39 protein-coding genes are annotated in these 26,329 nt (G+C 67.4%); 36 read left to right on the forward strand and 3 right to left on the reverse strand.

Annotated elements, in window-relative coordinates; genetic code table 11:
• Positions 1 to 42: 42 nt before the first annotated feature.
• A complete protein-coding gene (locus HQK15_RS07590; protein ID WP_173490756.1) occupies positions 43 to 957 on the forward strand; it encodes a cation diffusion facilitator family transporter in 915 nt (304 codons plus the stop codon).
• A gap of 62 nt (positions 958 to 1,019) precedes the next feature.
• Here HQK15_RS07590 and HQK15_RS07595 read toward each other — a convergent pair whose 3' ends face one another.
• Entirely contained in the window at positions 1,020 to 1,625 is a 606-nt protein-coding gene (locus HQK15_RS07595; RefSeq protein WP_173490757.1) for a hypothetical protein, read from the reverse strand.
• Positions 1,626 to 2,069: 444 nt separating this feature from the next.
• Here HQK15_RS07595 and rpsJ point away from each other — a divergent pair, with 444 nt between their 5' ends.
• From rpsJ to HQK15_RS07720, 25 genes are all read left to right on the forward strand, one after another.
• Positions 2,070 to 2,378, forward strand: coding sequence for a 30S ribosomal protein S10 (gene rpsJ, locus HQK15_RS07600; RefSeq protein WP_012923688.1), 309 nt, complete (start codon positions 2,070 to 2,072; stop codon positions 2,376 to 2,378).
• Positions 2,379 to 2,394: 16 nt separating this feature from the next.
• Positions 2,395 to 3,051 carry a 50S ribosomal protein L3 gene (gene rplC / locus HQK15_RS07605; RefSeq protein ID WP_173490758.1) on the forward strand — a complete coding sequence of 219 codons (657 nt, stop codon included), beginning with the start codon at positions 2,395 to 2,397 and terminating at the stop codon, positions 3,049 to 3,051.
• A 5-nt stretch (positions 3,052 to 3,056) separates the two neighbouring features.
• The gene (rplD, locus tag HQK15_RS07610) at positions 3,057 to 4,061 is read left to right on the forward strand and encodes a 50S ribosomal protein L4, sunset domain variant (protein ID WP_173490759.1); all 1,005 of its coding nucleotides are present in this window, start codon (positions 3,057 to 3,059) and stop codon (positions 4,059 to 4,061) included.
• On the forward strand, positions 4,061 to 4,366 hold the full coding sequence (rplW, locus tag HQK15_RS07615; RefSeq protein WP_153654347.1) for a 50S ribosomal protein L23: 306 nt from the start codon (positions 4,061 to 4,063) through the stop codon (positions 4,364 to 4,366). The genes rplD and rplW overlap by 1 nt, the downstream gene beginning before the upstream one ends.
• 13 nt (positions 4,367 to 4,379) lie before the next feature.
• A complete protein-coding gene (rplB, locus tag HQK15_RS07620; RefSeq protein WP_173490760.1) occupies positions 4,380 to 5,207 on the forward strand; it encodes a 50S ribosomal protein L2 in 828 nt (275 codons plus the stop codon).
• A 37-nt stretch (positions 5,208 to 5,244) separates the two neighbouring features.
• Positions 5,245 to 5,526 (forward strand): 30S ribosomal protein S19, encoded by a 282-nt coding sequence (rpsS, locus tag HQK15_RS07625; RefSeq protein WP_056209436.1) that lies wholly within the window; start codon positions 5,245 to 5,247, stop codon positions 5,524 to 5,526.
• 20 nt (positions 5,527 to 5,546) lie between these two features.
• Positions 5,547 to 5,981 carry a 50S ribosomal protein L22 gene (gene rplV / locus HQK15_RS07630; RefSeq protein ID WP_437340242.1) on the forward strand — a complete coding sequence of 145 codons (435 nt, stop codon included), beginning with the start codon at positions 5,547 to 5,549 and terminating at the stop codon, positions 5,979 to 5,981.
• Positions 5,981 to 6,814, forward strand: coding sequence for a 30S ribosomal protein S3 (rpsC, locus tag HQK15_RS07635; RefSeq protein ID WP_173490762.1), 834 nt, complete (start codon positions 5,981 to 5,983; stop codon positions 6,812 to 6,814). Before rplV ends, rpsC begins: the two co-directional genes overlap by 1 nt.
• Positions 6,814 to 7,233, forward strand: coding sequence for a 50S ribosomal protein L16 (gene rplP / locus HQK15_RS07640; protein WP_173490763.1), 420 nt, complete (start codon positions 6,814 to 6,816; stop codon positions 7,231 to 7,233). Before rpsC ends, rplP begins: the two co-directional genes overlap by 1 nt.
• Positions 7,233 to 7,457 carry a 50S ribosomal protein L29 gene (gene rpmC, locus HQK15_RS07645; protein ID WP_173490764.1) on the forward strand — a complete coding sequence of 75 codons (225 nt, stop codon included), beginning with the start codon at positions 7,233 to 7,235 and terminating at the stop codon, positions 7,455 to 7,457. Before rplP ends, rpmC begins: the two co-directional genes overlap by 1 nt.
• Positions 7,454 to 7,738: a 30S ribosomal protein S17 gene (rpsQ, locus tag HQK15_RS07650; protein ID WP_173490765.1), complete on the forward strand. Its 285-nt coding sequence runs from the start codon at positions 7,454 to 7,456 to the stop codon at positions 7,736 to 7,738. Before rpmC ends, rpsQ begins: the two co-directional genes overlap by 4 nt.
• Positions 7,739 to 7,748: 10 nt before the next feature.
• Positions 7,749 to 8,117 (forward strand): 50S ribosomal protein L14, encoded by a 369-nt coding sequence (gene rplN / locus HQK15_RS07655; RefSeq protein ID WP_056209423.1) that lies wholly within the window; start codon positions 7,749 to 7,751, stop codon positions 8,115 to 8,117.
• 1 nt (position 8,118) lies between these two features.
• Entirely contained in the window at positions 8,119 to 8,481 is a 363-nt protein-coding gene (rplX, locus tag HQK15_RS07660) for a 50S ribosomal protein L24 (RefSeq protein ID WP_173490766.1), read from the forward strand.
• Between the two features lie 2 nt (positions 8,482 to 8,483).
• A complete protein-coding gene (gene rplE / locus HQK15_RS07665) occupies positions 8,484 to 9,062 on the forward strand; it encodes a 50S ribosomal protein L5 (RefSeq protein WP_173490767.1) in 579 nt (192 codons plus the stop codon).
• Between the two features lies 1 nt (position 9,063).
• The gene (locus tag HQK15_RS07670; protein WP_056209415.1) at positions 9,064 to 9,249 is read left to right on the forward strand and encodes a type Z 30S ribosomal protein S14; all 186 of its coding nucleotides are present in this window, start codon (positions 9,064 to 9,066) and stop codon (positions 9,247 to 9,249) included.
• 106 nt (positions 9,250 to 9,355) lie between these two features.
• Positions 9,356 to 9,763, forward strand: coding sequence for a 30S ribosomal protein S8 (gene rpsH, locus HQK15_RS07675; protein WP_173490768.1), 408 nt, complete (start codon positions 9,356 to 9,358; stop codon positions 9,761 to 9,763).
• A 15-nt stretch (positions 9,764 to 9,778) separates the two neighbouring features.
• Positions 9,779 to 10,321 carry a 50S ribosomal protein L6 gene (gene rplF / locus HQK15_RS07680; protein WP_173490769.1) on the forward strand — a complete coding sequence of 181 codons (543 nt, stop codon included), beginning with the start codon at positions 9,779 to 9,781 and terminating at the stop codon, positions 10,319 to 10,321.
• A gap of 3 nt (positions 10,322 to 10,324) precedes the next feature.
• Complete coding sequence (gene rplR / locus HQK15_RS07685) at positions 10,325 to 10,708, forward strand: 50S ribosomal protein L18 (RefSeq protein ID WP_173490770.1); 384 nt, start codon at positions 10,325 to 10,327, stop codon at positions 10,706 to 10,708.
• 43 nt (positions 10,709 to 10,751) lie between these two features.
• The gene (gene rpsE, locus HQK15_RS07690) at positions 10,752 to 11,369 is read left to right on the forward strand and encodes a 30S ribosomal protein S5 (RefSeq protein WP_173490771.1); all 618 of its coding nucleotides are present in this window, start codon (positions 10,752 to 10,754) and stop codon (positions 11,367 to 11,369) included.
• Positions 11,369 to 11,551: a 50S ribosomal protein L30 gene (rpmD, locus tag HQK15_RS07695; protein WP_129185632.1), complete on the forward strand. Its 183-nt coding sequence runs from the start codon at positions 11,369 to 11,371 to the stop codon at positions 11,549 to 11,551. The genes rpsE and rpmD overlap by 1 nt, the downstream gene beginning before the upstream one ends.
• Before the next feature lie 2 nt (positions 11,552 to 11,553).
• The gene (rplO, locus tag HQK15_RS07700) at positions 11,554 to 11,997 is read left to right on the forward strand and encodes a 50S ribosomal protein L15 (protein ID WP_173490772.1); all 444 of its coding nucleotides are present in this window, start codon (positions 11,554 to 11,556) and stop codon (positions 11,995 to 11,997) included.
• A 141-nt stretch (positions 11,998 to 12,138) separates the two neighbouring features.
• Positions 12,139 to 13,443 carry a preprotein translocase subunit SecY gene (secY, locus tag HQK15_RS07705; protein ID WP_173490773.1) on the forward strand — a complete coding sequence of 435 codons (1,305 nt, stop codon included), beginning with the start codon at positions 12,139 to 12,141 and terminating at the stop codon, positions 13,441 to 13,443.
• Positions 13,444 to 14,007 (forward strand): adenylate kinase, encoded by a 564-nt coding sequence (locus tag HQK15_RS07710; RefSeq protein ID WP_173490774.1) that lies wholly within the window; start codon positions 13,444 to 13,446, stop codon positions 14,005 to 14,007.
• A 13-nt stretch (positions 14,008 to 14,020) separates the two neighbouring features.
• Entirely contained in the window at positions 14,021 to 14,836 is an 816-nt protein-coding gene (gene map, locus HQK15_RS07715) for a type I methionyl aminopeptidase (RefSeq protein WP_437340247.1), read from the forward strand.
• A gap of 4 nt (positions 14,837 to 14,840) precedes the next feature.
• Positions 14,841 to 15,266: a hypothetical protein gene (locus tag HQK15_RS07720; RefSeq protein ID WP_173490776.1), complete on the forward strand. Its 426-nt coding sequence runs from the start codon at positions 14,841 to 14,843 to the stop codon at positions 15,264 to 15,266.
• 30 nt (positions 15,267 to 15,296) lie between these two features.
• On the opposite strand, the gene HQK15_RS07725 is transcribed toward HQK15_RS07720, so the two are convergent.
• Together HQK15_RS07725 and ddaH are read right to left on the reverse strand one after the other, a co-directional pair.
• A complete protein-coding gene (locus HQK15_RS07725) occupies positions 15,297 to 17,417 on the reverse strand; it encodes a CHAP domain-containing protein (RefSeq protein ID WP_173490777.1) in 2,121 nt (706 codons plus the stop codon).
• A gap of 77 nt (positions 17,418 to 17,494) precedes the next feature.
• The gene (gene ddaH, locus HQK15_RS07730; RefSeq protein WP_254450678.1) at positions 17,495 to 18,358 is read right to left on the reverse strand and encodes a dimethylargininase; all 864 of its coding nucleotides are present in this window, start codon (positions 18,356 to 18,358) and stop codon (positions 17,495 to 17,497) included.
• Positions 18,359 to 18,514: 156 nt separating this feature from the next.
• Between ddaH and HQK15_RS07735 the strand changes: the two genes are divergently transcribed.
• From HQK15_RS07735 to HQK15_RS07780, 10 genes are all read left to right on the forward strand, one after another.
• Entirely contained in the window at positions 18,515 to 18,982 is a 468-nt protein-coding gene (locus tag HQK15_RS07735) for an Lrp/AsnC family transcriptional regulator (protein WP_173490778.1), read from the forward strand.
• Positions 18,983 to 19,053: 71 nt separating this feature from the next.
• Positions 19,054 to 19,917, forward strand: coding sequence for a serine hydrolase (locus HQK15_RS07740; RefSeq protein WP_173490779.1), 864 nt, complete (start codon positions 19,054 to 19,056; stop codon positions 19,915 to 19,917).
• 176 nt (positions 19,918 to 20,093) lie between these two features.
• On the forward strand, positions 20,094 to 20,315 hold the full coding sequence (infA, locus tag HQK15_RS07745; protein WP_007078610.1) for a translation initiation factor IF-1: 222 nt from the start codon (positions 20,094 to 20,096) through the stop codon (positions 20,313 to 20,315).
• A 34-nt stretch (positions 20,316 to 20,349) separates the two neighbouring features.
• The gene (gene rpmJ, locus HQK15_RS07750) at positions 20,350 to 20,463 is read left to right on the forward strand and encodes a 50S ribosomal protein L36 (RefSeq protein ID WP_008361054.1); all 114 of its coding nucleotides are present in this window, start codon (positions 20,350 to 20,352) and stop codon (positions 20,461 to 20,463) included.
• Positions 20,464 to 20,637: 174 nt separating this feature from the next.
• A complete protein-coding gene (rpsM, locus tag HQK15_RS07755; RefSeq protein WP_056606237.1) occupies positions 20,638 to 21,006 on the forward strand; it encodes a 30S ribosomal protein S13 in 369 nt (122 codons plus the stop codon).
• Positions 21,007 to 21,012: 6 nt separating this feature from the next.
• Complete coding sequence (gene rpsK / locus HQK15_RS07760; RefSeq protein ID WP_173490780.1) at positions 21,013 to 21,408, forward strand: 30S ribosomal protein S11; 396 nt, start codon at positions 21,013 to 21,015, stop codon at positions 21,406 to 21,408.
• A 37-nt stretch (positions 21,409 to 21,445) separates the two neighbouring features.
• Positions 21,446 to 22,054 (forward strand): 30S ribosomal protein S4, encoded by a 609-nt coding sequence (gene rpsD / locus HQK15_RS07765; protein ID WP_173490781.1) that lies wholly within the window; start codon positions 21,446 to 21,448, stop codon positions 22,052 to 22,054.
• A gap of 55 nt (positions 22,055 to 22,109) precedes the next feature.
• Positions 22,110 to 23,120 carry a DNA-directed RNA polymerase subunit alpha gene (locus tag HQK15_RS07770; protein ID WP_173490782.1) on the forward strand — a complete coding sequence of 337 codons (1,011 nt, stop codon included), beginning with the start codon at positions 22,110 to 22,112 and terminating at the stop codon, positions 23,118 to 23,120.
• Between the two features lie 50 nt (positions 23,121 to 23,170).
• Positions 23,171 to 23,776 carry a 50S ribosomal protein L17 gene (gene rplQ / locus HQK15_RS07775; protein ID WP_173490783.1) on the forward strand — a complete coding sequence of 202 codons (606 nt, stop codon included), beginning with the start codon at positions 23,171 to 23,173 and terminating at the stop codon, positions 23,774 to 23,776.
• Between the two features lie 154 nt (positions 23,777 to 23,930).
• Complete coding sequence (locus HQK15_RS07780) at positions 23,931 to 26,324, forward strand: S8 family serine peptidase (protein WP_173490784.1); 2,394 nt, start codon at positions 23,931 to 23,933, stop codon at positions 26,322 to 26,324.
• Positions 26,325 to 26,329: the final 5 nt, after the last annotated feature.

The raw sequence follows: 26,329 nt of genomic DNA on the forward strand, positions 1-26,329 counted from the left end.
CACGGGTTAGCAGTTTTCGCAACGTCGCCCTAGCCTTATTGCATGGGACATGACCACGCACACGGCTCGGGTGTCCAGCACCGCGGCCGACTCGCCATCGTCCTGGCCCTGTCGCTGACGGTCCTCGTCGTCGAGGCCGTCATCGCCGTGATGACCGGGAGCCTCGCGCTGCTGGCCGACGCCGGCCACATGCTCGGGGACTCGTTCGGCCTGGTCATGGCCCTGGCTGCGATCACGGTCGCCCAGCGCGGGGGAGCGCCCGGGTCCCGGCGCACGTTCGGCTACCACCGCACGGAGATCCTCGCGGCCGGTCTCAACGGCTTGGTCCTGCTGGGACTGGCGGTGTGGGTCACGGTCAGTGCCATCGGGCGCTTCGGTGACGCACCGGAGCTCGAGGGTGGGCTGATCCTGGTCGCCGGCGCGGTGGGCCTGGTCGTCAACGTGATCGGCCTGGCGCTGCTGCGGTCGGGCTCGCAGGAGAGCCTCAACGTCCGGGGCGCGTACCTCGAGGTCCTGGGAGACGCCCTCGGGTCCGTCGCGGTCATCGCGTCCGCGACGATCATCCTGCTGACCGACTTCTATGCCGCCGACGCCATCGCCTCGCTCGTGATCGCCGCGATGATCCTGCCTCGAGCGGTCTCGCTGCTGAAGGACGTCGTCGAGGTGCTGCTCGAGTCGACGCCCAGCGACGTCGACCTGGTCGAGCTGCGCGCCCACATCGTCGGCACGCCCGGGGTCAAGGACGTGCACGACCTCCACGTCTGGACCATCACGTCGGGCATGCCGGTCATGAGCGCGCACGTCGTGGTCGACGACGACGTCACGGGCATGGTCGAGGCCCACGCCGTCCTCGATCGTCTGCGCGGCTGCCTGGCCGAGCACTTCGACGTCGAGCACTCGACCTTCCAGATCGAGCCGTCCGGGCACCTGGACTCCGAGCACCACGTCCACCACTGACGAACGACGACGGCCCGCCACCCTCGCTGGTGCGAGGACGACGGGCCGTGACGGCCGGTGGATCAGGACGTCGGCAGGTCCACCGAGAAGATCTTCTCGGGGATCTCCTTGTCCTGGCCGATGATCTTGGCGGCCAGGCGCTTGTACTTCAGCTGGTAGGTGTCCTGCCGCGTGTTGACCTGGAACGCGACCCAGCCCTTGGTCTGCTCGCCGGAGCTGGCTGTCTCCCACGGGGTGAAGCCTGCGGCGGTCATGTCGTCGTCGATGATGCCGGTGGTCGTGCCACCCAGCTCCTCGCCGGTGTAGAGCGTGAAGCCGCCCTGGATGCCGCCGCTGAACTTGTCGCCCGCCGTGGTGTCGAGCTCGACGAGCACCCACTCGCCGCCGCCGTCGGGGATGTTGGGCTTCGACGGCGCGGTGAAGTCGCGCACGAGCCCGGTGATCTTGATGACGTTGTCGTACTCGGGATCGGTGATCGTCTCGTCGACGGCGATCTCGGTCTGCTCGGCAGCGGGAGCCTCGGTGGTCTCCTCGGGCACGGGCGCGCTCGACGTGGTCTCGGCGGGGGCGGAGTCGTCGTCGCTGCCGTCGGACCCGCCGCAGGCGGACAGGGACAGCAGGAGGGCGGCCGAGACGGCCGCGATCGGAAGTCGCAGGGTGTGGCGCATGCGTCACCTTTTCTCGCAGGGCGCACGGGGTCCTTCCCCCGTGCAGGACGAGTCCACCCTGTCAGTAGTGACGACCTGTCGCCAACCCCGGGGTGATCCGACCCGGTGTGACCTGCGCCGCAGGGCCTGGAGGGCCGATATCACTCCCAGGACTCGATTTGTGTTTACCGCGGCGGGTCTGTCAGAATAGTTCGGTTGCTCCGGCTTGATCGCTGGGGCGCCGATCGTCCGGCATCTCACGCCGATCATGACGATGGCGCCGAACCTGAGATCGAGCTTGTCCCGCTGAGGCGGGTCCAACCACCTAACTCGACAAGTGTGTGACGTATGCGCCCAAGTGGCCGCGACACGCCCGACCTCGGGGGTCGGCGGGAGGGAGGAGCCTTTCTCCCTCGATCCGGGGTGAGACTGCGAAGCGAACGAACGTAAAGGACAAGCGAGAGCATGGCGGGACAAAAAATCCGTATCCGGCTCAAGGCCTACGACCACGAGGTCATTGACTCGTCGGCGCGCAAGATCGTCGACACGGTGACGCGCACGGGCGCCAAGGTCGCAGGACCGGTGCCGTTGCCCACCGAGAAGAACGTGTTCTGTGTGATCCGTTCGCCGCACAAGTACAAGGACAGCCGCGAGCACTTCGAGATGCGCACGCACAAGCGTCTCATCGACATCATTGACCCGACGCCCAAGACGGTCGACTCGCTCATGCGACTCGACCTGCCTGCCGGCGTCGACATCGAGATCAAGCTCTGAGGGGAGTCAGCGACCAATGAGCGACACCAGCACAGCCACGACGCGCGGCCTCCTCGGCCGCAAGCTCGGCATGACCCAGGTCTGGGATGCCGACAACAAGATCATTCCCGTCACCGTCATCGCGGCCGACACCAATGTCGTCACGCAGATTCGTACGCGTGAGACCGACGGCTACTCCGCCGTCCAGGTCGGCTTCGGCGAGATCGACGGCCGCAAGGTCAACAAGCCGGTCTCCGGTCACTTCGCGAAGGCCGGCGTCACGCCGCGTCGCCACGTGGTCGAGATCCGCACCGAGGCCATCAGCGACTACACCCTGGGTCAGGAGATCTCCCCGGAGATCTTCGCTGCCGGAGACGTCGTCGACGTCACCGCGACCAGCAAGGGCAAGGGATTCGCGGGCGTCATGAAGCGCCACGGCTTCCACGGCGTGGGCGCCTCGCACGGCGCGCACCGCAACCACCGCAAGCCCGGCTCGATCGGTGGCTGCGCCACCCCGGGTCGCGTCTTCAAGGGTCTGCGCATGGCCGGTCACATGGGTGCCGAGCAGGTCACCACCCAGAACCTCAAGGTCCACGCGGTCGACCTCGACAAGGGCGTCATCCTGATCAAGGGTGCGGTTCCCGGCCCCAAGGGTGCCCTCGTCGTCGTCCGCTCTGCAGTGAAGGGAGCCTGACGATCATGGCCAAGACCATTGACGCGCAGCTGCCCGTCGACATCTTCGACGTCCAGACCAACATCCCGCTGATCCACCAGGTCGTCGTCGCGCAGCTCGCGGCGGCTCGCCAGGGCACGCACAGCACCAAGTCGCGTGGCGAGGTGTCCGGTGGTGGCAAGAAGCCGTACCGCCAGAAGGGCACCGGTCGCGCCCGTCAGGGCTCGATCCGCGCACCCCAGTACAACGGTGGTGGCATCGTGCACGGCCCGACGCCGCGCTCGTACGACCAGCGCACGCCCAAGAAGATGAAGGCTGCCGCTCTGCGTGGCGCCCTGTCGGACCGGGCCCGCACGGGTCGCCTCCACGTCGTCGACAGCATCGTGGGTGGCGACAAGCCGTCCACGAAGCTGGCCATCGCCACGCTGCGCGAGCTCACCCCTCGCCCCCGCGTGCTGATCGTCGTCGACCGTGAGGACACGATCACCGCGCTGAGCCTGCGCAACGTCGACAACACCGTCATCCTGACGTTCGACCAGCTCAACACCTACGACGTCCTCAAGGCTGACGACCTCGTCTTCACCCAGGTCGCGTTCGACGCCTTCGTGGCGGCGCGCTCGGCCGAGGGCAGCGACACGATCGCCCTGAGCAAGCTGGCGACCGAGGTCTCGGCGAACGACAAGGCTCCGGCTGCGAAGAAGGCCGCCAAGAAGGCTCCGGCCAAGAAGGCTGCTGCCGACAAGGCTCCCGCCGCCAAGGTCGTCGAGGCTCCGGCCGACGACGCCGAGGGCGACAAGCCCGCCGGTGCGACCGCGACCCAGCCCTACGGCCCCGGGTCGAAGGCGCCCCTCAAGAGCGGCAACGCTCCCAAGGGTCACGAGATCAAGGGCAACGAGGACTCGATGAAGTACCACGAGCCCGACGGCCAGTGGTACGACGCCACGGTCGCCGAGGTCTGGTTCGACTCTGCCGAGACGGCTGAGGCTGCCGGCTTCACGAAGGCAGGCTCTACTGAAGGTGAGGGGCACTGATGAGCACGATCCACAAGGACCACCGCGACGTTCTGATCGCGCCGGTCGTCAGCGAGAAGAGCTACGGCCTGCTCGATGACAACAAGTACACGTTCGTGGTGCACCCCGACGCCAACAAGACGGAGATCAAGATCGCCGTCGAGAAGATCTTCGGCGTCAAGGTCACCGCGGTCAACACGCTCAACCGCAAGGGCAAGACCCGTCGCACGCGTTCGGGACTCGGCAAGCGCAAGGACACCAAGCGAGCCATCGTCAGTGTCGCCGCCGGCCAGAGCATCGACATCTTCTCGAGCCCGAGCAACTGAGGACTGAGGACTAATGGCTATTCGCAAGTACAAGCCGACAACGCCGGGCCGTCGTGGCTCGAGCGTCGCCGACTTCGCCGAGATCACCCGCACCACGCCGGAGAAGTCCCTGGTGGAGCCGCTGCCCAAGAAGGGTGGCCGCAACAACCAGGGCCGGATCACGACGCGTCACCAGGGTGGTGGACACAAGCGCGCCTACCGCATCATCGACTTCCGTCGCTACGACAAGGACGGCGTCCCCGCGAAGGTCGCTCACATCGAGTACGACCCCAACCGCACGGCGCGCATCGCGCTCCTGCACTACGCGGACGGCGAGAAGCGCTACATCATCGCGCCTGAGGGTCTCAAGCAGGGCATGCCCGTCGAGTCCGGTGTCGGTTCCGACATCAAGGTCGGCAACAACCTGCCGCTGCGCAACATCCCGGTCGGCACGCTGCTGCACTGCATCGAGCTCCGTCCCGGTGGCGGCGCGAAGATGGGCCGTTCGGCCGGCGTCAAGGTCCAGCTCGTCGCCAAGGAGGGCGCCAAGGCTCAGCTGCGTCTGCCCTCCGGCGAGATGCGCTACGTCGACGTCCGCTGCCGCGCCACGATCGGCGAGGTCGGCAACGCCGAGCAGTCGAACATCAACTGGGGCAAGGCCGGCCGCAACCGCTGGAAGGGCAAGCGCCCGACCGTCCGTGGTGTCGCCATGAACCCGGTCGACCACCCGCACGGTGGTGGTGAGGGCAAGACGTCCGGTGGACGTCACCCCGTCTCCCCGTGGGGCAAGCCGGAAGGCCGCACGCGCAAGCGCAAGGCCAGCGACTCCCAGATCGTCCGCCGCCGCAAGTCCGGCCGCTGAGCCCTTCGTCAGGCTCAGGAACCAGGAGAGAATTGATATGCCACGCAGTTTGAAGAAGGGCCCGTTCGTTGACGGGCACCTCGAGAAGAAGGTCGACGCGCAGAACGCCGCCGACACCCACACCGTGATCAAGACCTGGTCGCGTCGCTCGATGATCCTGCCGTCCTTCATCGGACACACGATCGCCGTGCACGACGGCCGCAAGCACGTCCCGGTCTTCATCACCGACTCGATGGTGGGTCACAAGCTGGGCGAGTTCGCCCCGACCCGCACGTTCCGTGGGCACGAGAAGGACGACCGGAAGGCGAAGAGGCGATGAGTGCAGCTACCCGTGAGAGCGTGAGCGCTCGCCGCGAGCGGCTCCTGGGCGACGAGCCCGGCGCGTTCGCCGTGGCCCGCTTCGTGCGCGTCACCGCCCAGAAGTCGCGTCGTATCGGCGACCTGATCCGTGGCGAGTCCGTGGACAACGCCCTGGCGACCCTGCAGTTCGCTCCGCAGGCCGTGGCCGAGGTGTTCTACAAGCTCGTCGACAGCGCTGCCGCGAACGCCGAGACCACCGAGGGCCTCGACCGGTCCTCGCTGATCATCACGACGGTCCACGTTGACGAGGGCCCGACGATGAAGCGCTGGCGCCCGCGCGCCAAGGGTGCGGCCAACCGCATCCTCAAGCGCAGCAGCCACCTGACCGTGGTCGTCCAGCCGGCTGACTTCGTCGAGGGCAAGCGCCTCGCCGCAGCCTCCAAGAACAACAAGAAGAAGGGCGGGAACCGATAGTGGGACAGAAGATCAACCCTCACGGGTTCCGACTCGGCATCTCCACCGATCACAAGAGCCGTTGGTACGCCGACAAGCTCTACAAGAGCTACGTCGGTGAGGACGTCCAGATCCGCAAGATGCTCACCAAGGGCATGGACCGCGCCGGCATCAGCCGCGTGGAGATCGAGCGCACGCGTGACCGCGTCCGCGTCGACATACACACCGCTCGTCCGGGCATCGTCATCGGCCGCCGTGGCGCCGAGGCCGACCGCATCCGCGGCGACCTCGAGAAGCTCACGGGCAAGCAGGTGCAGCTGAACATCCTCGAGGTCAAGAACCCCGAGATGGACGCGCAGCTGGTCGCCCAGGGCGTCGCCGAGCAGCTCTCGGGCCGCGTGCAGTTCCGTCGCGCCATGCGCAAGGCGATGCAGTCGACGATGCGTTCGGGCGCCAAGGGCATCCGTATCCAGTGCTCGGGCCGCCTCGGTGGCGCCGAGATGTCGCGCTCGGAGTTCTACCGCGAGGGCCGCGTGCCCCTGCACACGCTCCGTGCTGACGTCGACTACGGCTTCTACGAGGCCAAGACGACCTTCGGCCGCATCGGCGTGAAGGTCTGGATCTACAAGGGCGAGGTCGCGGGCACCCGCGCCGAGCGCGAGGCAGAGGCTGCCAAGCGCGCCGCCGCTCCTGGCAGCAACCGTCGTCCCGCCCGTGGCGGAGCCGCTGGTGGCGCCCGTCGTCCCGAGCGTCCCGCTCGCGACGAGGCCGCTCCGGCGACCGAGACCGCTGCTGCTCCGACCGAGGCACCTGCCGAGGCCGTCGCCGCTACTCCTGCAGGGGAGGGTTCCTGATGTTGATGCCCCGTAGGGTCAAGTACCGCAAGCAGCACCACCCCGATCGTCGCGGCGCAGCCAAGGGCGGCACGGAGCTGGCGTTCGGTGACTATGGCATCCAGTGCATCACCTCGGCCTACGTGACCAACCGTCAGATCGAGTCCGCTCGTATCGCCATGACGCGTCACATGAAGCGTGGTGGCAAGGTCTGGATCAACATCTACCCGGACCGCCCGCTGACCAAGAAGCCCGCTGAGACCCGCATGGGTTCGGGCAAGGGCTCACCCGAGTGGTGGGTCGCCAACGTCAAGCCCGGACGCGTCATGTTCGAGCTCTCCGGTGTCGACGAGAAGACCGCCCGTGAGGCCACGCGCCTCGCGATCCACAAGCTGCCGATGAAGGCACGCTTCATCTCCCGAGAGACAGGTGAGCTGTGATGGCTGCAGTGACCACCGCCGCCGAGCTGCGCGCCGTGAGCGTCGAGGACCTGGCCGTCAAGCTGGCCGAGGCCAAGGAGGAGCTGTTCAACCTGCGCTTCCAGAACGCGACCGGACAGCTCGACAACACCGCGCGACTTCGCGCCGTGCGCAAGGACATCGCCCGGATCTACACCGTCATGCGTGAGCGCGAGCTCGGCATCGTCGAGGGGGTTGAGGCATGACCAAGAACCAGAAGGACGACTCAGTGACCGACCGTACCGCTCGCAAGACCCGCGAGGGTCTTGTCGTCAGCGACAAGATGGACAAGACCGTCGTGGTCAACGTCGAGGACCGCGTCAAGCACGCGCTCTACGGCAAGGTCCTGCGTCGCAACATCAAGCTCAAGGCTCACGACGAGTCCAACGCTGCCGGCATCGGCGACCGGGTCCTCATCATGGAGACCCGTCCGCTCTCGGCCACCAAGCGTTGGCGCATCGTCGAGATCCTCGAGAAGGCCAAGTAGGAGACGACAGATGATTCAGCAGGAGTCTCGACTCAAGGTCGCCGACAACACCGGTGCGAAGGAAATCCTCTGCATCCGTGTCCTCGGTGGTTCAGGCCGTCGTTATGCAGGCATCGGCGACACCATCGTCGCCACTGTCAAGGACGCGATCCCCGGCGGAAACGTCAAGAAGGGTGACGTCGTCAAGGCTGTCGTCGTGCGCACCGTCAAGGAGCGCCGTCGTCCGGATGGCTCGTACATCAAGTTCGACGAGAACGCAGCCGTCATCCTCAAGGCGGACGGAGATCCGCGCGGAACGCGCATCTTCGGCCCCGTCGGCCGTGAGCTTCGCGACAAGAAGTTCATGCGCATCATCTCTCTCGCACCGGAGGTGCTCTGACATGGCCCGCAAAGGCACCGTCAGCATTCGCAAGGGTGACCAGGTCAAGGTCATCGCCGGCAAGGACAAGGGCGTGACCGGTTCGGTCATCGAGGTCCTCGCCGAGCACGACCGCGTCATCGTCGAGGGTGTGAACCGCGTCAAGCGTCACACCAAGCCCACGCAGGAAGGTGGCGTCGGCAGCGGCGGCATCATCACCAGCGAGGCACCGATCCACATCTCGAACGTCATGCTGCTGGCCGACAAGGAGCCGACTCGCGTCGGCTACCGCCGTGACGACGTCACCAAGACGCGTCCCGACGGTTCGACCTACGCCGCGCAGCGCAGCGTCCGTATCGCCAAGAAGACCGGAAAGGAGATCTGATCATGGCTGACGACACCACCAGCACCACCACCACGGCGCCGCCCCGCCTGAAGACGCGGTACCGCGAGGAGATCCTCCCGGCCCTGCGTGAGCAGTTCGACTACGACAACGTCATGCAGGTCCCCGGCCTGACCAAGATCGTCGTCAACATGGGCGTCGGCGAGGCTGCCCGCGACGGCAAGCTGATCGAGGGCGCGATCCGCGACCTCACTGCCATCACGGGTCAGAAGCCGCAGGTCACCAAGGCCCGCAAGTCCATCGCCCAGTTCAAGCTGCGTGAGGGCATGCCGATCGGCACGCACGTCACGCTGCGTGGAGACCGCATGTGGGAGTTCCTCGATCGTCTCCTGACGCTCGCGCTGCCCCGCATCCGCGACTTCCGTGGTCTGAGCCCCAAGCAGTTCGACGGTCGCGGCAACTACACGTTCGGTCTGACCGAGCAGGTCATGTTCCACGAGATCGACCAGGACAAGATCGACCGCTCGCGCGGCATGGACATCACGGTCGTCACCACGGCGACCAACGACGACGAGGGGCGCGCGCTGCTGAAGCTGCTCGGCTTCCCCTACAAGGAGAACTGACATGGCGAAGACTGGACTGAAGGTCAAGGCCGCTCGCAAGCCCAAGTTCGCGGTTCGCGGCTACACCCGCTGCCAGCGGTGCGGCCGTCCGCGCTCGGTCTACAAGAAGTTCGGCCTCTGCCGCATCTGCCTTCGCGAGATGGCACACCGCGGTGAGCTCCCGGGCATCACCAAGAGCTCCTGGTAGTCACTCACTTCACAACTACGTCGTAGGTCCCCTCCCACTCAGGGGTCGAGCCAGCTCGATCACTCGAAGACGAGGACGAAACCGCGGCGAGAACGGAACACCAGCAATGACAATGACCGATCCGATCGCGGACATGCTCACGCGTGTCCGCAACGGCAATCAGGCGTACCACGACAGCGTGGCCATGCCCTACTCCAAGCTCAAGGCCGGCGTCGCCGAGATCCTGAAGCAGGAGGGCTACATCACCTCGATCGACGTGGCCGATCCCAAGGAGGGCGAGGTCGGCAAGACGCTGACCATCACCCTCAAGTACGGCCCGCACCGCGAGCGCTCGATCGCCGGCATCCGCCGCATCAGCAAGCCGGGCCTTCGCGTCTACGCGAAGTCGACCGGACTGCCCAAGGTCCTCGGCGGACTCGGCGTCGCGATCATCTCGACCAGCCAGGGTCTCCTCACGGACCGCCAGGCCAACCAGAAGGGCGTAGGCGGAGAAGTCCTCGCCTACGTCTGGTGAGAGGGGTCTGAACACATGTCACGCATTGGCAAGATTCCCGTCACGGTCCCGGCCGGCGTCGAGGTCACCATCGAGGGCCAGGACGTTCGCGTCAAGGGCCCCAAGGGCGAGCTGACGCACACCGTCGCCGAGCCGATCACGGTCGCCAAGGCCGAGGACGGCGCGCTGTCGGTCGAGCGTCCCAACGACGAGCGTCGGAGCAAGGCCCTCCACGGCCTGTCCCGCACGCTGATCAGCAACATGGTCATCGGTGTGACCGACGGCTACGAGAAGAAGCTCGAGATCGTCGGCGTCGGTTACCGCGTCGCGCTCAAGGGCCCCACGGAGCTCGAGTTCGCACTCGGCTTCAGCCACCCGGTCGTCGTCAAGGCGCCCGAGGGCATCACGTTCGCCGTCGAGAAGCCCACCGCTTTCTCCGTGATCGGCATCGACAAGCAGGCCGTCGGTGAGGTCGCCGCGAACATCCGCAAGATCCGCAAGCCCGAGCCTTACAAGGGCAAGGGCGTCCGCTACGCCGGCGAGCACGTCCGTCGCAAGGTCGGAAAGGCTGGTAAGTAGTCCATGGCTATCTCGATCAGGCACAACAAGAGCACCAAGGGTCGTACCGCGTCGCGTCTGCGCCGCCAGATCCGTGGTCGCAAGAAGATCCAGGGCTCGGCTGAGCGTCCGCGTCTCGTCGTGACGCGCTCCAGCAAGCACATGGTCGCCCAGATCGTCGACGACCTCGAGGGGCACACGCTCGCCTCGGCGTCGACGATGGAGGCCGACCTGCGCTCGTCCAGCGACGACAAGACCGCCAAGGCCAAGCGCGTCGGCGAGCTCGTCGCCGACCGTGCCAAGGCAGCCGGCGTCGCCTCCGTGGTCTTCGACCGCGCGGGCAACAAGTACGCGGGACGGGTCGCGGCTCTGGCCGACGGCGCTCGCGAGGGCGGACTGGAGTTCTGATGACCATCACCACCGAAATTCTCTCAATCGTGAGGAGTGCCGCATGAGCGGGCAGCAGCGCCGCGGAGGCGGAGGCGGACGGGGCCGTGACAACGGTCGCGGAGCCGAGAAGTCGCAGTACATCGAGAAGGTCGTCACGATCAACCGTGTCGCCAAGGTCGTCAAGGGTGGTCGTCGCTTCAGCTTCACCGCTCTGGTGATCGTCGGCGACGGCGACGGTCAGGTCGGCATCGGCTACGGCAAGGCCAAGGAAGTTCCCACCGCGATCGCGAAGGGCGTCGAAGAGGCCAAGAAGTCCTTCTTCCGCGTTCCCCGCATCCAGGGCACCATCCCGCACCCGGTGCAGGGCGAGAAGGCGGCTGGCGTCGTCTTCCTGCGTCCGGCATCGCCCGGTACCGGCGTCATCGCCGGTGGCCCGGTGCGCGCAGTGCTCGAGGCGGCCGGCGTCCACGACGTCCTGTCGAAGTCGCTCGGATCGTCCAACGCGATCAACATCGTCCACGCGACCGTGGCAGCCCTCAAGCTGCTCGAGTCGCCCGAGGATGTTGCCCAGCGTCGCGGCCTGACGGTCGAGGAGGTCGCTCCGGCGGCTCTCCTGCGCGCCGGCAAGGAAGGCATCGCCGAGGCCAAGGCCAAGGCTGACGCCGGAGCGGGTGTCTGATGGCCAAGCTCCAGGTGACCCAGACCAAGTCCGGTATCGGACGCAAGCAGAACCAGCGCGACACGCTGCGCTCGCTCGGTCTCAAGAAGATCGGCGACGTCGTTGTCGTTGAGGATCGTCCCGAGCTCCGCGGCATGGCTGAGGCCATCCCGCACCTCGTGGACGTCAAGGAGGTGGACTGATCATGGCGCTGAAGCTTCATCACCTGCGCCCGGCCCCCGGAGCCAAGACCGCCAAGACCCGCGTGGGTCGCGGTGAGGGCTCCAAGGGCAAGACGGCTGGTCGTGGAACCAAGGGCACCAAGGCCCGTTACCAGGTTCCCGCCGGCTTCGAGGGTGGACAGGTTCCCATCCACATGCGCCTGCCGAAGCTGAAGGGGTTCAAGAACCCGTTCCGCGAGGAGTACCAGGTCGTCAACCTCGATCGCATCGAGGAGCTCTACCCGAAGGGCGGCGACATCGACGTCGCGTCGTTGGTCGCCAACGGAGCGGTCCGCAAGGGTCGCCCCGTCAAGGTCCTCGGACAGGGCGAGATCAGCGTCAAGGTCCAGGTCACGGCGAACAAGTTCTCCGCCTCGGCCAAGACCAAGATCGAAGCAGCCGGAGGCAGCGTCACCATTCTTGGTTGATGCTGCCCGGGGGCAGGGCAGTAGCCCTGCCCCCGCTGCTTCGCTGACTGTTAGAGTCAGCACGCGGGCTTCGACGCCCGCATTCGTCCGTCTAACCGACGCCCGTATCTATATGCACACTGGTGCACGAGGAGGATCGCGGTGCTCAGCGCCTTCGTCAATGCGTTCCGAACGCCCGACCTGCGGAAGAAGATCCTCTTCGTCCTGTTCGTCATCGTCCTGTTCCGCCTCGGCTCGACCATGCCCGCACCGGGCATCAACGTCGGCAACGTGCAGGACTCCGTCGAGGCCGCCTCGACCGGCGACAACAGCAGCCTCTTCGCCCTCATCAACGTCTTCTCCGGTGGTGCGCTGCTGCAGCTGACCGTGTTCGCGCTGGGCATCATGCCCTACATCACCGCGAGCATCATCCTGCAGCTGCTCGTCGTCGTGATCCCGCGTCTGGAGGCCCTCAAGAAGGAGGGTCAGGCCGGGCAGACCAAGATCACCCAGTACACCCGCTACCTGACGCTGGGCCTGGCGATCCTGCAGGCGACCGGCATCGTGGCACTGGCCCGCAGCGGCAACCTGTTCGGCGGCGCCGAGACCGGGCCCCTGCTCTACAAGCCCGACAGCATCCTGTCCTTCCTGCTCATCGTCCTGACGATGGTGGCGGGCACCGCGGTGATCATGTGGCTCGGCGAGCTCATCACGGACCGCGGTGTCGGCAACGGCATGTCGATCCTGATCTTCACCCAGGTCGTCGCGACCTTCCCCGGCGCCATGTGGCAGATCAAGGAGACCAAGGGCTGGACCACGTTCACCCTCGTGGTCCTGATCGGCCTGGTCATCGTTGCCGGCGTCATCTTCATCGAGCAGGCCCAGCGCCGCATCCCGGTGCAGTACGCCAAGCGCATGGTGGGTCGTCGCATGTTCGGTGGCTCGTCGACCTACATCCCGCTCAAGGTCAACCAGGCCGGCATCATCCCGGTCATCTTCGCCTCGAGCCTGATGTACCTCCCCGCCCTCATGGCCCAGTTCAACTCCGGTGCCTCGTGGGCGACGTGGATCAACGACAACTTCGTGCGCGGCGACCACCCGCTCTACATGGCCACGTTCTTCCTGTTGATCGTGTTCTTCACGTACTTCTACGTGTCGATCACGTTCAACCCCGAGGAGGTCGCCGACAACATGAAGAAGTACGGCGGCTTCATCCCGGGCATCCGTGCCGGCCGGCCGACGCAGGACTACCTGGCGTACGTGCTCAGCCGCATCACGGCGCCCGGCGCCCTCTACCTCGGCCTGATCGCCCTCATCCCGATGATCGCGATCGCCCTGATCGGTGCCAGCCAGAACTTCCCGTTCGGCGGCACGACCCTGCTGATCATCGTCGGCGTGGGACTGGACACGGTCAAGCAGATCGAGAGCCAGCTCCAGCAGCGCAACTACGAAGGGTTCCTCAAGTAAATGCGCCTCCTCATCATGGGCCCGCCTGGCGCGGGCAAGGGAACTCAGGCCGTGAGCCTGGCGGAGCGCATCGGTGGGGCGCACATCTCCACGGGAGACATCTTCCGGGCCAACATCCAGCAGCAGACCGAGCTGGGCAAGACGGCACAGCGCTACTCCGATGCGGGCGAGTACGTCCCTGACGAGGTCACCAACGCGATGGTCAAGGACCGTCTGGCGCAGGACGACGCCCGTGAGGCGTTCATCCTCGACGGCTATCCGCGCACCGTGGGTCAGGTCGACACGCTCGACGCGATCCTCGACGAGCTGGGCAACCACCTCGACGGTGTCATCGAGCTCGTCGTCGATCCCGAGGAGCTCATCCAGCGTCTGCTGAAGCGGGCCGAGACGAGCGGGCGGGCTGACGACACCGAGGACGTCATCCGGCACCGCCAGGAGGTCTACACCAACGAGACGGCACCGCTGCTCGCGGTGTACGGCTCGCGCGGCCTGCTGATCCAGGTCGACGGCGTCGGCGACGTCGACGAGGTCTCGCACCGCATCGACGCGGCGCTCCCGTCCTAGCCGGTCGCGTCCGCTGATGTTCGAGCGCGGCATCGAGATCAAGACTCCGGCCCAGATCGAGACGATGCGGGCCGCCGGCCTCGTGGTCGGCGAGACGCTCGAGGTGCTGCGGTCCGCCGCGGTCGCGGGCATCTCGACCGGCGAGCTCGACGCGATCGCGCACGAGAGCATCCGCTCACGGGGCGCGACGTCGAACTTCCTCGGCTACCACGGGTTCACCGGCGTGATCTGCACGTCGGTCAACGACGAGGTCGTCCACGGCATCCCCGGCTCCCGGGTCCTGCGCGACGGCGACATCGTGTCGATCGACTGCGGCGCGATCGTCGACGGGTGGCACGGCGACGCCGCCACCACCGTGGCGATCGGTGAGGTGCCCGACGAGGTCACCGAGCTCATGCGGGTGACCGAGGAGGCGATGTGGCGTGGCATTGCCGCCGCGTCCCTCGGCGGACGGGTGTCCGACATCAGCCACGCGATCGAGACGACGATCGACGCCGCGGGCGACTATGGGATCGTCGAGGGCTACACCGGTCACGGCATCGGCTCGCAGATGCATCAGCCGCCCAGCGTCCACAACTACGGCAAGCCGCGGCGCGGTCCCAAGCTCGTCAAGGGGCTCGCCCTCGCGGTCGAGCCGATGGTCACGCTCGGCACGGCGCAGACGCGCACGCTGGCCGACGACTGGACGGTCGTGACGACCGACGGCTCGTGGGCCGCGCACTACGAGAACACCTTCACGCTCACCGACACCGGCGCATGGGTGCTGACGGCGCTCGACGGCGGCAAGGCCCGGCTGGCCGAGCTCGGTGTGCCCTATGGGGGAGACTGAGCAGATGAGACGCCTCCTCGCCGCTGCCGCCCTCGTCGTGCTGGCCGCGTGCGGCTCGGAGGGCTCTGCTGGTCCTGAGGCGACGGGTGGCACGACGCCGTCGGCCACGACCGCTGCTCCGGACGAGCAGCCGTCCGCGCCCGAGCGAGCGGTCGAGACGCTGATGCGGTCGCTGGACGACGGCGACTGCGCGGCGGTCCGGGCGATCGTGGTCACCCCGGCGACCGTCGACTGCGACGTCGTGCGGCAGACGGAGGGGTCGTTCGCCGACGAGGGCATCGTCCTCGACGACGTGATCTATGCCGGGGGACCGGTCGAGGACAGCAGCTCGACCGTGACCATCACCTGGGGCAACGAGTACCCCGACGAGTCCTACGACGTCGAGAAGGTCGACGGCTCGTGGCGGGTCGTGTTCGACTCCGTCGCCTGATCGCGGTCGACGGGCCCGTGCCCCTGACGATCAGCTGATCGTCAGGGTGCGGCTGTAGCTCGCTCCGGCAACCGTCGAGGTGCCGCCGTAGGTGAAGCGATAGGTGCGCTCGCCGGCTGCCTGGCCGGTGAGGGCGAGCGTGGCGCGTCCCCTCACCACGGCGACGGTTGCCGTCCGGGTCGATGCGTAGCGGACCGTGATGGTGCCGCCGGGCGCGGAGACGCCCGGGACGTCGACGCGCAGCGAGAAGGTCACCTTGCCGGCGCCCGGCTTGGTCGCCGAGGCGGTGACGGTCGAGGCAGCCTTGGCGACGCTGGTCGCCGCGGTGGTGACGGTCGTGGCGGAGTAGCCCGTGGCCTTCATGGTGACCGTGGCCGAGAGCCGATGCCCCAGGTCGTTGGCGTTGACACGGTGCGTTCGACCGGTGGCTCCGGAGAGCGGCTTGCCGTCGCGCAGCCACTGGTAGCGCAGCGATGCACCGGTCGGGGTGTGGGTGCCACCCGCGATCGACAGCACCGAGTCGAGTCGGGGCGTTCCCGTGACCGTCGGTGCGGCAGTGACGCGGATCCGTCCGTTGGCGACGACCGTGGTGTTGACCGACGACGCGGCCGACGTCGAGAACCCGTCGCGGCGGGCAGTGACCCGGACCCGCATCTTGAGCCCCCGCTCGCGGTGCGACGGGGCGAACGACTGCCCGGTGGCGCCGGCGACGGCCTGGTCGTTGGCGTACCACTGGAACGAGTAGGTCGCAGTCGGCGACCACGTGCCGGTGGAGGCGGTGAGCGGCGACCCGACGCGGGGCGTGCCGGAGATGGTCGGACGGGCAGCGACGGACAGGGAGCCTCGGGCGACGCGCCCGGTCGCGACGGAGGCGGCGGAGGCACTGGTGTAGCCCGGCCGGCTTGCCGTGACTCGCACCGTCACGGTGCCGTCGAGATCCTCAGCACGAGGGACGAACGTCGATCCGGTGGCGCCGCCGACCTCCTGGCCGTCCACGAGCCACTGGTAGCCATGGGTGAGGCCGGTCTTGCTCCACCCGCCGGGGGAGGCGGTCAGACGGGAGCCGACACGGGGGGTGCCGGTGATCGTCGGCCTGGCCGTCGACGACAGCGCCCCCGGGGCCACCGCGGCGGTGGTGTCCGACGTCGTGGAGGCGGCGGTGTAGCCGCCCTTCGCCGCACGGACCCGCACGCTGATGGGCCGACCGACGAGCTCGGCAGCCGGGACGAACGTGCTGCCGGTCGCGCCGTCGATCGCGGTGCCGTCGGCGAGCCACTGGTAGGTGTAGGCCGAGGCGGTGGGCGTCCACGAGCCGGCCGACGCGGTCAGGGGTGCATCGACCCGCGGCGTGCCCGAGATGGACGGTGCCTGCGCGTTGTCGAAGGTGCCCGGCGCGACGGCCTTGGCCGACGACACCGCCTTGGCCGTGGTGTAGCTCGGACGGGTCGCCGTCACCGAGACGGTGAGGTCCTTCTCGAGCTGGGAGTAGGCCGGGGTGAACGTCTTCTCGGTCGCGCCGCTGATGGCCTTGCCGTTGGCGAGCCACTGGTAGCTGTAGGTGTTGCCCTTGGGGCTCCAGACGCCGCCCGAGGCCTTGAGCGTCGTGCCGACCCTGACCGAGCCGAGGATGGCGGGCTTGGTCTCGTTGACGATCTTGGGGTCGGAGAAGTGGATGAACCCGTCGGGCCAGCCGTTGCCGGACTTGGTGATGCGCCGCCAGTCGAACGAGCCGCTCCAGTTGGACTCCGAGACGAGGATCTCGGTCGACGACACGACCTTCTCGACGTAGGCGACGTGGTTGCCGGTGCGGCCCCACCAGGCGACGCTGCCGACGGCGGGTGTCGAGTCGGTGACGGAGGCCATCGCCGTGCCCCAGTCGCGGGCGTTGCCGACGCCGGACTTGGGCCGCTTGTTGGGCAGCCCGTTGGTGGTGACGAGGCGGTAGGCGACGTAGTTGGTGCAGTTGGTGCCGGTGTACATGTTCCAGTAGCTCGTGCCCTTGTGGGACTCGTAGCCGCTGTGCGAGTAGCCCTTGCCGGTGCAGGAGGAGTAGCCCGTGCAGAGCACGGTGTACGACGCCTGGGCAGGGGCGGTCGGCACCAGCAGGGCGGCGAAAAATAGCACGGCAAGTGCAATCCGAGAGCGCGACACGCCGTCACTCTACGTGACAGATGGGGTTGGTGGGACTCGAACCCAGGACCTAGGTCCCTGCTGTGAGCCGCTGTGGCTCAGCGGTGCAGCTCCATGGTGCAGCACTTGACGCTGCCGCCGGACTTGAGGAACTCGCCCAGGTCGACCGGCACCGGCGTGTATCCGCGGTCGCGCAGGCTCTCGGCCAAGCCTGTCGCCGCGGACGGGAGCACGACGTGGTGTCCGTCGCTGACAGCGTTGAGCCCGAGCACCTGGGCATCGGTCTCGGAGCAGATGATCGCGTCGGGGAAGAGGTCGCGCAGCGTGCGCTGGCTGTGCCGGCTGAAGGCTCCGGGGTAGTAGGCGATGTCGGCCGGGGCGCTGCCGTTGCCGTCGTCGAGCACGGCGATCGCGACGTCGAGGTGGTAGAACCGCGGATCGACGAGCTCGAGCGACACGACCGGACGATCGAGGGCGTCCGCCGCCTCGATGTGGGCCTGCAGCGAGGTGCGGAACCCGGTCCCGGCGAGGATCATCTGGCCGAGCGCCAGGAAGTCGCCCTCGCCCTCGTTGGTGTGCACCGGCTCGGTCAGTCGCAGGCCGTGCTGGGTCATCCAGGCGGCGTAGGCGCCACCCTCGGCCGCCCGCTCGGGGTGGCGGAACTTCGCGCCGTACGCGCGACCGCCGACCACGAGGCCGCCGTTGGCCGCGAACACCATGTCGGGCTGCCCACCCATCGGATCGATCAGGTCGACCCGGTGGCCCAGGCTCAGGTAGGTGTTGCGGAGCACCTCCCACTGCAGGCGGGCGCGCTCGACGTGGACGGGGTTCGTGACGTCCATCCACGGGTTGATCGCATAGGTCACCTCGAAGTGCTCGGGCGCACACATCAGGTAGTGGCGGGTGCGGGCGACGCGGGTGGTCGCCGGCGCGATGCTCGTGCGGGTGTCGAGAACGGTCAAGGTGAGGCCTCCGGGGTGAGCTCATGCAGTGACTCTGCGCAATGAATCCCATGCTAGGGAGGGCAGCGCCCTGACAACGAATCGGAAAGTGCGGTTCGAGCGAAGATTTCTTGCGTGCATCGTGAATCTGCGACAGAAACTTGCAACACTGGTGGGATGGACGATCTCGACCGCCAGCTGATCGGATGCCTGCTCGAGGACGGGCGCGCCAGCTATGCCGCGATCGGTGACCGGATCGGGCTCTCTGCACCTGCGGTCAAGCGGCGGATGGACCGGCTCGTGAGCGACGGAGTCATCAGCGGGTTCACCGCAGTCCTCGACCCCCACCTGGTCGGGTGGACCACCGAGGCCTACGTCGAGGTGCACTGCAAGGGGACGATCTCGCCCGACGAGCTGCGGGCCGCGTTCGGTCGGGTGCCCGAGGTGCACTCGGCCGCGACGGTGTCGGGCCCGGCCGACGCGATCCTGCACATCGTGGCCAAGGACGTCCGTGACCTCGAGCGGGCGCTGGAGCGCGTACGGATCGAGACCGCGAACGTCGACCACACCGAGACGGCGATCGTCCTGTCGCGGCTGATCGAGCGCTACGGGCCGGGACAGACGGAGTTCAGCCCGCCGAGCTGAACCCGCGACTCACATCAGGGTGACAGCCGAGCTCGAGGCCCCACCCAGCCAGCGTCCATAGCGTCGACGACATGCACCCCGGAACCTTCAGAACATGGGCGGCCAGCGCCGCGATCAGTGCCGTCGTGGCAACCGGAGTCGTGGTGGCGACGTCGCAGGACTCGGAGGCGGCCACGAATGCCGCCGCGTCCTCGTCGACCGCGGCCACCTCGACCGCGAATGCGTCGTCGACGACGTCGACCGACGCGCTCGAGGCCATCGAGACCGACGCGCGGTTCTCCGTCTCGGTGCTCGACGTCGACTCGGGCGCCTCGCTGACCTACGGCGACGGGTCGTTCGACACCGCCAGCATCGTCAAGGTCGACATCCTCGCGGCGCTGCTGGCCCAGCACCAGGAGGCGGGCACCGAGCTGACCGCGACCGAGCAGGCCCAGGCTGCCGCGATGATCGAGCAGAGCGCCAACGACGCTGCGACGGCGCTGCTCGAGGCGGTCGGGGGAGAGGTCGGCCTGGAGGCGTTCAACGAGACGATCGGGCTGACCGAGACCGACATCGGCGCCGACGGCTACTGGGGGCTCACCCAGACCACGTCGGCCGACCAGGTCCGCCTGCTGCAGGTCGTGCTCGGCGACGACTCCGTGCTGACCCCCGACGCGCAGGCGTACGCGAGGTCCCTGATGTCGAACGTCGTCGACACGCAGGTCTTCGGGGTCTCCGCCGCGGCCGACGACGCCGACAACGCGGTGCTCAAGGTCGGCTACCTGCAGCGGTCCGCCACGGGCCTGTGGGACGTCACCAGCATCGGCGAGATCGAGTCCGGCGGCCGGACGTACCTCGTCGCGATCCTGTCGGACGGCAGCGCGAGCTACGACGCCGGTGTCACTCTGGTCGACGAGATCGCTCGTGCCGCTGTCAGCGGCATGACCGCGATTTGAGTCTGCCGCCCGCGTAGGCGTAGAATCGAGAGTCGGCCTTTTCAGGTCCCTCTTCCCATGTCTGGGACTCGGTCTCCTCGAGTCCCGAGCCGGGGTGCTGCTTCGGCAGTCTTGGGGTGCGCCCGGGCCGATGCAGCAGACAGCAACACCCAGATCGTGCAACCGAAGAAGAGGTTATGGCGAAAAAAGAAGGCGTCATCGAAATGGAAGGTGCCGTAGTCGAGGCACTGCCCAACGCGATGTTCCGCGTGGAGCTGGCCAACGGCCACAAGGTCCTCGCGCACATCAGCGGCAAGATGCGTCAGCACTACATCCGCATCCTCCCCGAGGACCGCGTCGTTGTGGAGCTCTCGCCGTACGACCTCTCCCGCGGTCGCATCGTCTACCGCTACAAGTAAACAACCACGTTCAGATCGCAAAGAGAGACTCTCGATGAAGGTCAACCCGAGCGTGAAGAAGATCTGTGACAAGTGCAAGGTGATCCGTCGCCACGGCCGCGTCATGGTGATCTGCGAGAACCCCCGCCACAAGCAGCGTCAGGGCTAACTCAGCTTCTTCACACAGCACGACGAAACATCTGATCGCTCCCGCCGCAGCACGATCGCGGTGGGTCACCCCCGGAAGCGTAGGCCGGGGCCCGGCTCCGAGTCGCAGAAGACTCGGGAGGCAGTCGGGATGCATCAGGTGACCACACCTCGCTCAACGGAAGGAAATGCCTAGATGGCACGCCTCGTAGGAGTCGATCTCCCGCGCGAAAAGCGCATCGAGATCGCACTCACGTATGTATTCGGGATCGGCCGCACCCGCGCCACCGAGACCCTCGCAGCAACCGGCATCAGCCCGGACAAGCGAGTCCACGAGCTCGACGACAACGACCTCGTAGCGCTCCGCGATCACATCGAAGCGAACTACCAGACCGAGGGCGACCTGCGTCGTACGGTCACGGCTGACATTCGCCGCAAGATGGAGATCGGCAGCTACCAGGGCCGTCGTCACCGTGCGCACCTGCCCGTTCGCGGCCAGCGCACCAAGACCAACGCGCGTACCCGCAAGGGCCCCAAGCGCACCGTCGCCGGAAAGAAGAAGTGATAGCGCATGCCTCCTAAGACAGCTGGCAAGAAGGTTCGCCGCAAGGAGAAGAAGAACGTCGCTGCGGGCGAAGCCCACATCAAGAGCACGTTCAACAACACCCACGTCACGATCACGGACCCCACGGGTGCCGTGATTGCTTGGGCCTCCGGCGGAACCGTCGGATTCAAGGGCTCGCGCAAGTCGACGCCGTTCGCCGCCGGCATGGCCGCGGAGTCGGCCGGTCGCCAGGCGATGGAGCACGGGATGAAGAAGGTCGACGTCTTCGTGAAGGGCCCCGGTTCGGGCCGCGAGACGGCGATCCGGTCGCTGAGCGGAGTCGGCCTCGAGGTCGGCACCATCTCCGACGTGACCCCCAGCCCGCACAACGGCTGCCGTCCCCCCAAGCACCGTCGTCTCTGACGACTGCCTGATCTTTTCTTTCTAGGAGTTATCACTCATGGCCCGTTACACCGGACCTCTCACCAAGAAGTCGCGCCGTCTCGGCATCGACCTCGTCGGTGGTGACGCTGCATTCGAGAAGCGTCCTTACCCTCCCGGCCAGCACGGCCGCGCGCGTGTCAAGGAGTCGGAGTACCGCAACCAGCTGCTCGAGAAGCAGAAGGCGCGCTACACCTATGGCGTCCTCGAGAAGCAGTTCCGCAAGTACTACGAGCTCGCGTCGCGTCGTCCCGGCAAGACCGGTGACAACCTGCTCCAGATCCTGGAGTCGCGTCTGGACAACGTCGTCTACCGTGCAGGCTTCGCCCGCACGCGTCGTCACGCCCGCCAGCTCGTCAACCACGGTCACTTCATCGTCAACGGCGTCAAGACCGACATCCCGTCGTTCCAGGTGAGCAAGCACGACATCATCGACGTCAAGCCCAAGTCGCTGGAGACCACGCCGTTCATCGTCGCGCGTGAGACGCACGACAAGGACACCGTTCCCGGCTGGATCGACGTTGCGCCCGAGCGTGGCCGCATCCTCGTCCACCAGCAGCCCGTTCGCGAGCAGATCACCGTTCCGATCCAGGAGCAGCTGATCGTGGAGTTCTACTCCAAGATCTGATCCTCACCACAACCCGGACCTTCAAATAGAGGTTGGTTCGGAAAGGAAGAAAACCATGCTGATCGCCCAGCGCCCCGCCCTGTCCGAAGAGGTCGTCGACGAGTTCCGTTCGCGGTTCGTCATCGAGCCCCTGGAGCCCGGCTTTGGCTACACCCTCGGCAACTCGCTGCGTCGCACGCTGCTGTCGTCGATCCCGGGTGCGGCTGTCACCTCGATCAAGATCGACGGTGTCCTGCACGAGTTCTCGACCGTCCCCGGTGTCACCGAGGACGTCACCGAGATCATCCTCAACCTGAAGGAGCTCGTGGTCTCCTCGGAGAACGACGAGCCCGTCGTCATGTACCTCCGCAAGGAGGGCGCCGGCAGCGTGACCGCCGCCGACATCCAGCCCCCGGCCGGTGTCGAGGTCCACAACCCCGACCTGCACATCGCGACGCTCAACGCCAAGGGCAAGATCGAGATCGAGCTCGTCGTCGAGCGCGGCCGCGGCTACGTCTCGGCGGTTCAGAACAAGTCGGGTGACGAAGAGATCGGCCGCATGCCGGTCGACTCGATCTACTCGCCGGTCCTGAAGGTGACCTACAAGGTCGAGGCGACTCGTGTCGAGCAGCGCACCGACTTCGACAAGCTCGTCATCGACGTCGAGACCAAGAAGTCGATCCTCCCGCGCGACGCCATCGCGTCGGCCGGTTCGACCCTGGTCGAGCTGTTCGGCCTGGCGCGTGAGCTCAACGTCGAGGCCGAGGGCATCGACATCGGTCCGAGCCCGGTCGACGAGCAGCTCGCTGCAGACCTGGCCCTGCCGATCGAGGACCTCAACTTCACGGTTCGGTCCTACAACTGCCTCAAGCGCGAGGGCGTCCACACCGTGGGCGAGCTCATCACGCGCTCGGAGCAGGACCTGCTCGACATTCGCAACTTCGGTTCGAAGTCGATCGACGAGGTCAAGGCCAAGCTCACCGAGATGGGTCTTGCGCTCAAGGACAGCCCGGCCGGCTTCGACCCGTCCGCGGCCATCGATGCGTACGACGACGACGCCAGCTTCGCCGAGGACGAGCAGTACTGACGTACTGCCCGATCACCGGCCTCTCGCCCGATTGATTCTGGAGACACACCATGCCCACGCCCACCAAGGGTCCCCGCCTCGGCGGTAGCCCGGCTCACCAGCGACTGATCCTCGCCAACCTCGCGCAGAACCTGTTCGAGCACGGCAAGATCACGACGACCGAGGCCAAGGCTCGCCGTCTGCGTCCCTACGCCGAGTCGCTCATCACGAAGGCCAAGACGGACACGGTGGCCAACCGCCGCCAGGTCGTCAAGGTCATCCGTGACAAGAGCATCCTGCACACGCTGTTCACCGAGATCGGTCCCGCCATGGCGACCCGTCCCGGCGGCTACACGCGCATCACGAAGATCGCGCCGCGCAAGGGCGACAACGCCCCCATGGCCGTCATCGAGATCGTCGAGGCCAAGCAGTTCGGCGCGCAGAACCAGACGCCCAAGAAGGCGAAGGCTGCCCCGAAGGCCGAGGCTCCCGTCGTCGAGGCCCAGGACTCCCCGTCCGACGACCTCGGCACGGACATCGACGTCGTCGAGGCGACTCAGGATGCTCCTGAGGCTGCCGAGACCGTTGACGCCGCGGCCGACGTCGACACCGAGGCTCCGGCCGAGGACACCCTCGAGACCGAGGCTCCGGCCCCGACCGAGGACGACGCCAAGTAGTCATCCGCACGACCCAGGACGCCCGTCACCGCAAGGTGGCGGGCGTCCTGTCGTTGCCGGCTGTGCGCCGCGGGCAGGGCTCGGGGGCGACTGATATTTTGGAGGTCCCGCGGGGTGCGCGCCGACGCCACGCCTTCACAGTGAGACATCTGCCGTGACCAGTGCTCGCCGGTCGTTGACCGTTGCCGTGGCCACCTCGGTCGTCCTGGCCGGCCTGACGGTCGGCGCCTCGGCCGAGACCGTGCCTGACGTGAGGTCGCCGAAGGGCGGCCCTGTGAAGCCTGCCGAGGTGCCCGACGTCGCCAAGGGCCTGATCGTCAAGACGACCACGGCGACCCCGTCCGACGCGCTGCTGGCGGCCACCGACGACGCCCTGGGAGCCAAGGGCGAGGTGGCCGGCGACGACAGGCTCATGGCCCGGGTGTCGACCGTCGACTTCGACGAGGTGGTGGCCGGCGACGTCGCGGAGGATGCTGCTGCCAAGGTCGCCGAGCGTGCCGACGTGGTGTGGGCGGTGCCCAACCGGCTGCGGCAGGTCGGCACGCAGGCCCCCGTCGTCAAGAACGACTCCGACTTCGCGGTGCAGCGCAGTCTCTGGAACACCGGCTACACGACCAACCCCCAGCTGAACGTCCCGAGCAACGGCGGCTACAGCATCAAGGCCCCGTCGCTCTGGCGCGCGACCGAGGGCTTGTCGAGCACCGTGGTCGCCGTGATCGACACCGGCATCCTGCCGGGGCACCCGGACCTGGCCGGCAAGATCGTGCCGGGGCGCGACATGATCACCAACCTCGCGACGGCCGGTGACGGCAACGGGCGTGACAGCGATCCGACGGATCCGGGCGACTGGTACGACGAGGGCGACTGCACGTTCCGCGGGTCGTCGGCCAGCTCGTGGCACGGCACCTTCGTCGCGGGCCAGATCGCGGCTGCGACGAACAACGCCGCGGGCATCGCGGCCGTGGCACCCAACGTCAAGGTCCAGGCGGTCCGTGCACTCGGCACGTGCGGCGGCTACGACAGCGACATCGCCGACGCCATGCGATGGGCGGCCGGAGTGACCGTCGACGGCAGCACGAACCCCACACCGGCAGCGGTCGTGAACCTCTCGTTGGCCGGCTCGCCGGGGACGGCGACCCAGCGCAACGACGACTGCCTGCTCTACAACGCCGCCGCCAGGGAGGGGAAGGCCAAGGGGGCCATCTACGTCGCGTCGGCGGGCAACGACGGTGCCAACGCCAACCGCGTGACACCGGCATCGTGCTCCGAGCTCATCTCGGTGGGTGCGACCAGCATCAACGGGTTCAGCGCGATCTACTCCAACATCGGGTCGACGGTCGACCTGTCCGCCCCCGGTGGCGACACCACGGTCGACGCGGTGAGGGGCAGCGACAGCTCGAAGCGCGACATCATCTGGTCGCTGGGTGACACCGGCCAGAAGGCGCGGAGCGCCTACGCGGTCATCGGCTACGAGGGCACCAGCATGGCGGCGCCGCAGGTGGCCGGCGCGGCAGCACTGCTCCACGGGTTGGGCTTCGCGACTCCGACCGAGCTCACCAACGCCCTCTACGCGTCGGTGTCGCCGTTCCGGGCGCGGTCGGGTGCCTATGCCAAGAAGGCCGTCGGGCCCGACCCCTACGACCTCAACTGCACGTCGCCGGGCCGGCAGTGGTGCGGCCGTGGTCTGCTCGACCTCAGCCGCGTGCAGGTGCCGCTCACGGCTCCGGTCATCAATGGCACACCCACGGTCGGGGAGCCGCTCACGACGTCGCTCGGCACCTGGGTTCGTACCCCGTCGGCGCCGACGTACGTGTGGAAGGTCGACGGCGCCACCCGCGGCACGGAGAGCACCTACTGGCCCACTGCTGACGACATCGGGCGGTCGATCACCGTCACGGTGGCGCCGTCGACGTCTGCCTTCAAGAGGCTGTCGAAGACCTCAGCCGCGCTCAGCGTGCCGGACGGACCGGAAGTCGCGCTGAACGGGCCGACTGCCACGCCGACCTACGGATCGCCCTTCACCCTCACCGCGACCGTGCAAGGCGCGTCGGGCGGCGCCGTCGAGCTGCGCACCGACGGCGGGACCGTGCTCGGCACGGGTGTGGTGGCCGGTGGGAAGGCGACCATCGCGGTCTCCGCAGCCTCGGCACGCAGGCTGGTCCCGGCAGGCTCGTCGCTGCGTGCGGCCTACCTGGGCGACGGCACGACCGCGAAGGCCTCATCACCCCGCCGCACCATCACCTCGAGGAAGCTGGCAGCCAAGGTCTCCACCTCGCTCGGCTCCCGGGTCAGGACGACGTCACGGGCGACCCTGGAGGTCCGGGTGCTGGAGAGCCCCGACCTGTTCGCCAACCCCACCGGTGAGCTGCGGGTCTACGACGGGACGAAGCGGATCCTCATCACGCGGATCTACAGCAACAGCGGCGGCACGAAGTCGATCCGGCTGCCGCAGCTGAAGAAGGGCACCCACCGGATCAAGGTCTACTTCAAGGACAGCGACTACATCGCGTCGACCTACTCGGCGGTGCGGACGATCACGGCGTCATAGACGTC

The organism is Aeromicrobium stalagmiti (genome assembly GCF_013283745.1).
GTDB classification, from domain to species: Bacteria; Actinomycetota; Actinomycetes; order Propionibacteriales; family Nocardioidaceae; genus Aeromicrobium; species Aeromicrobium stalagmiti.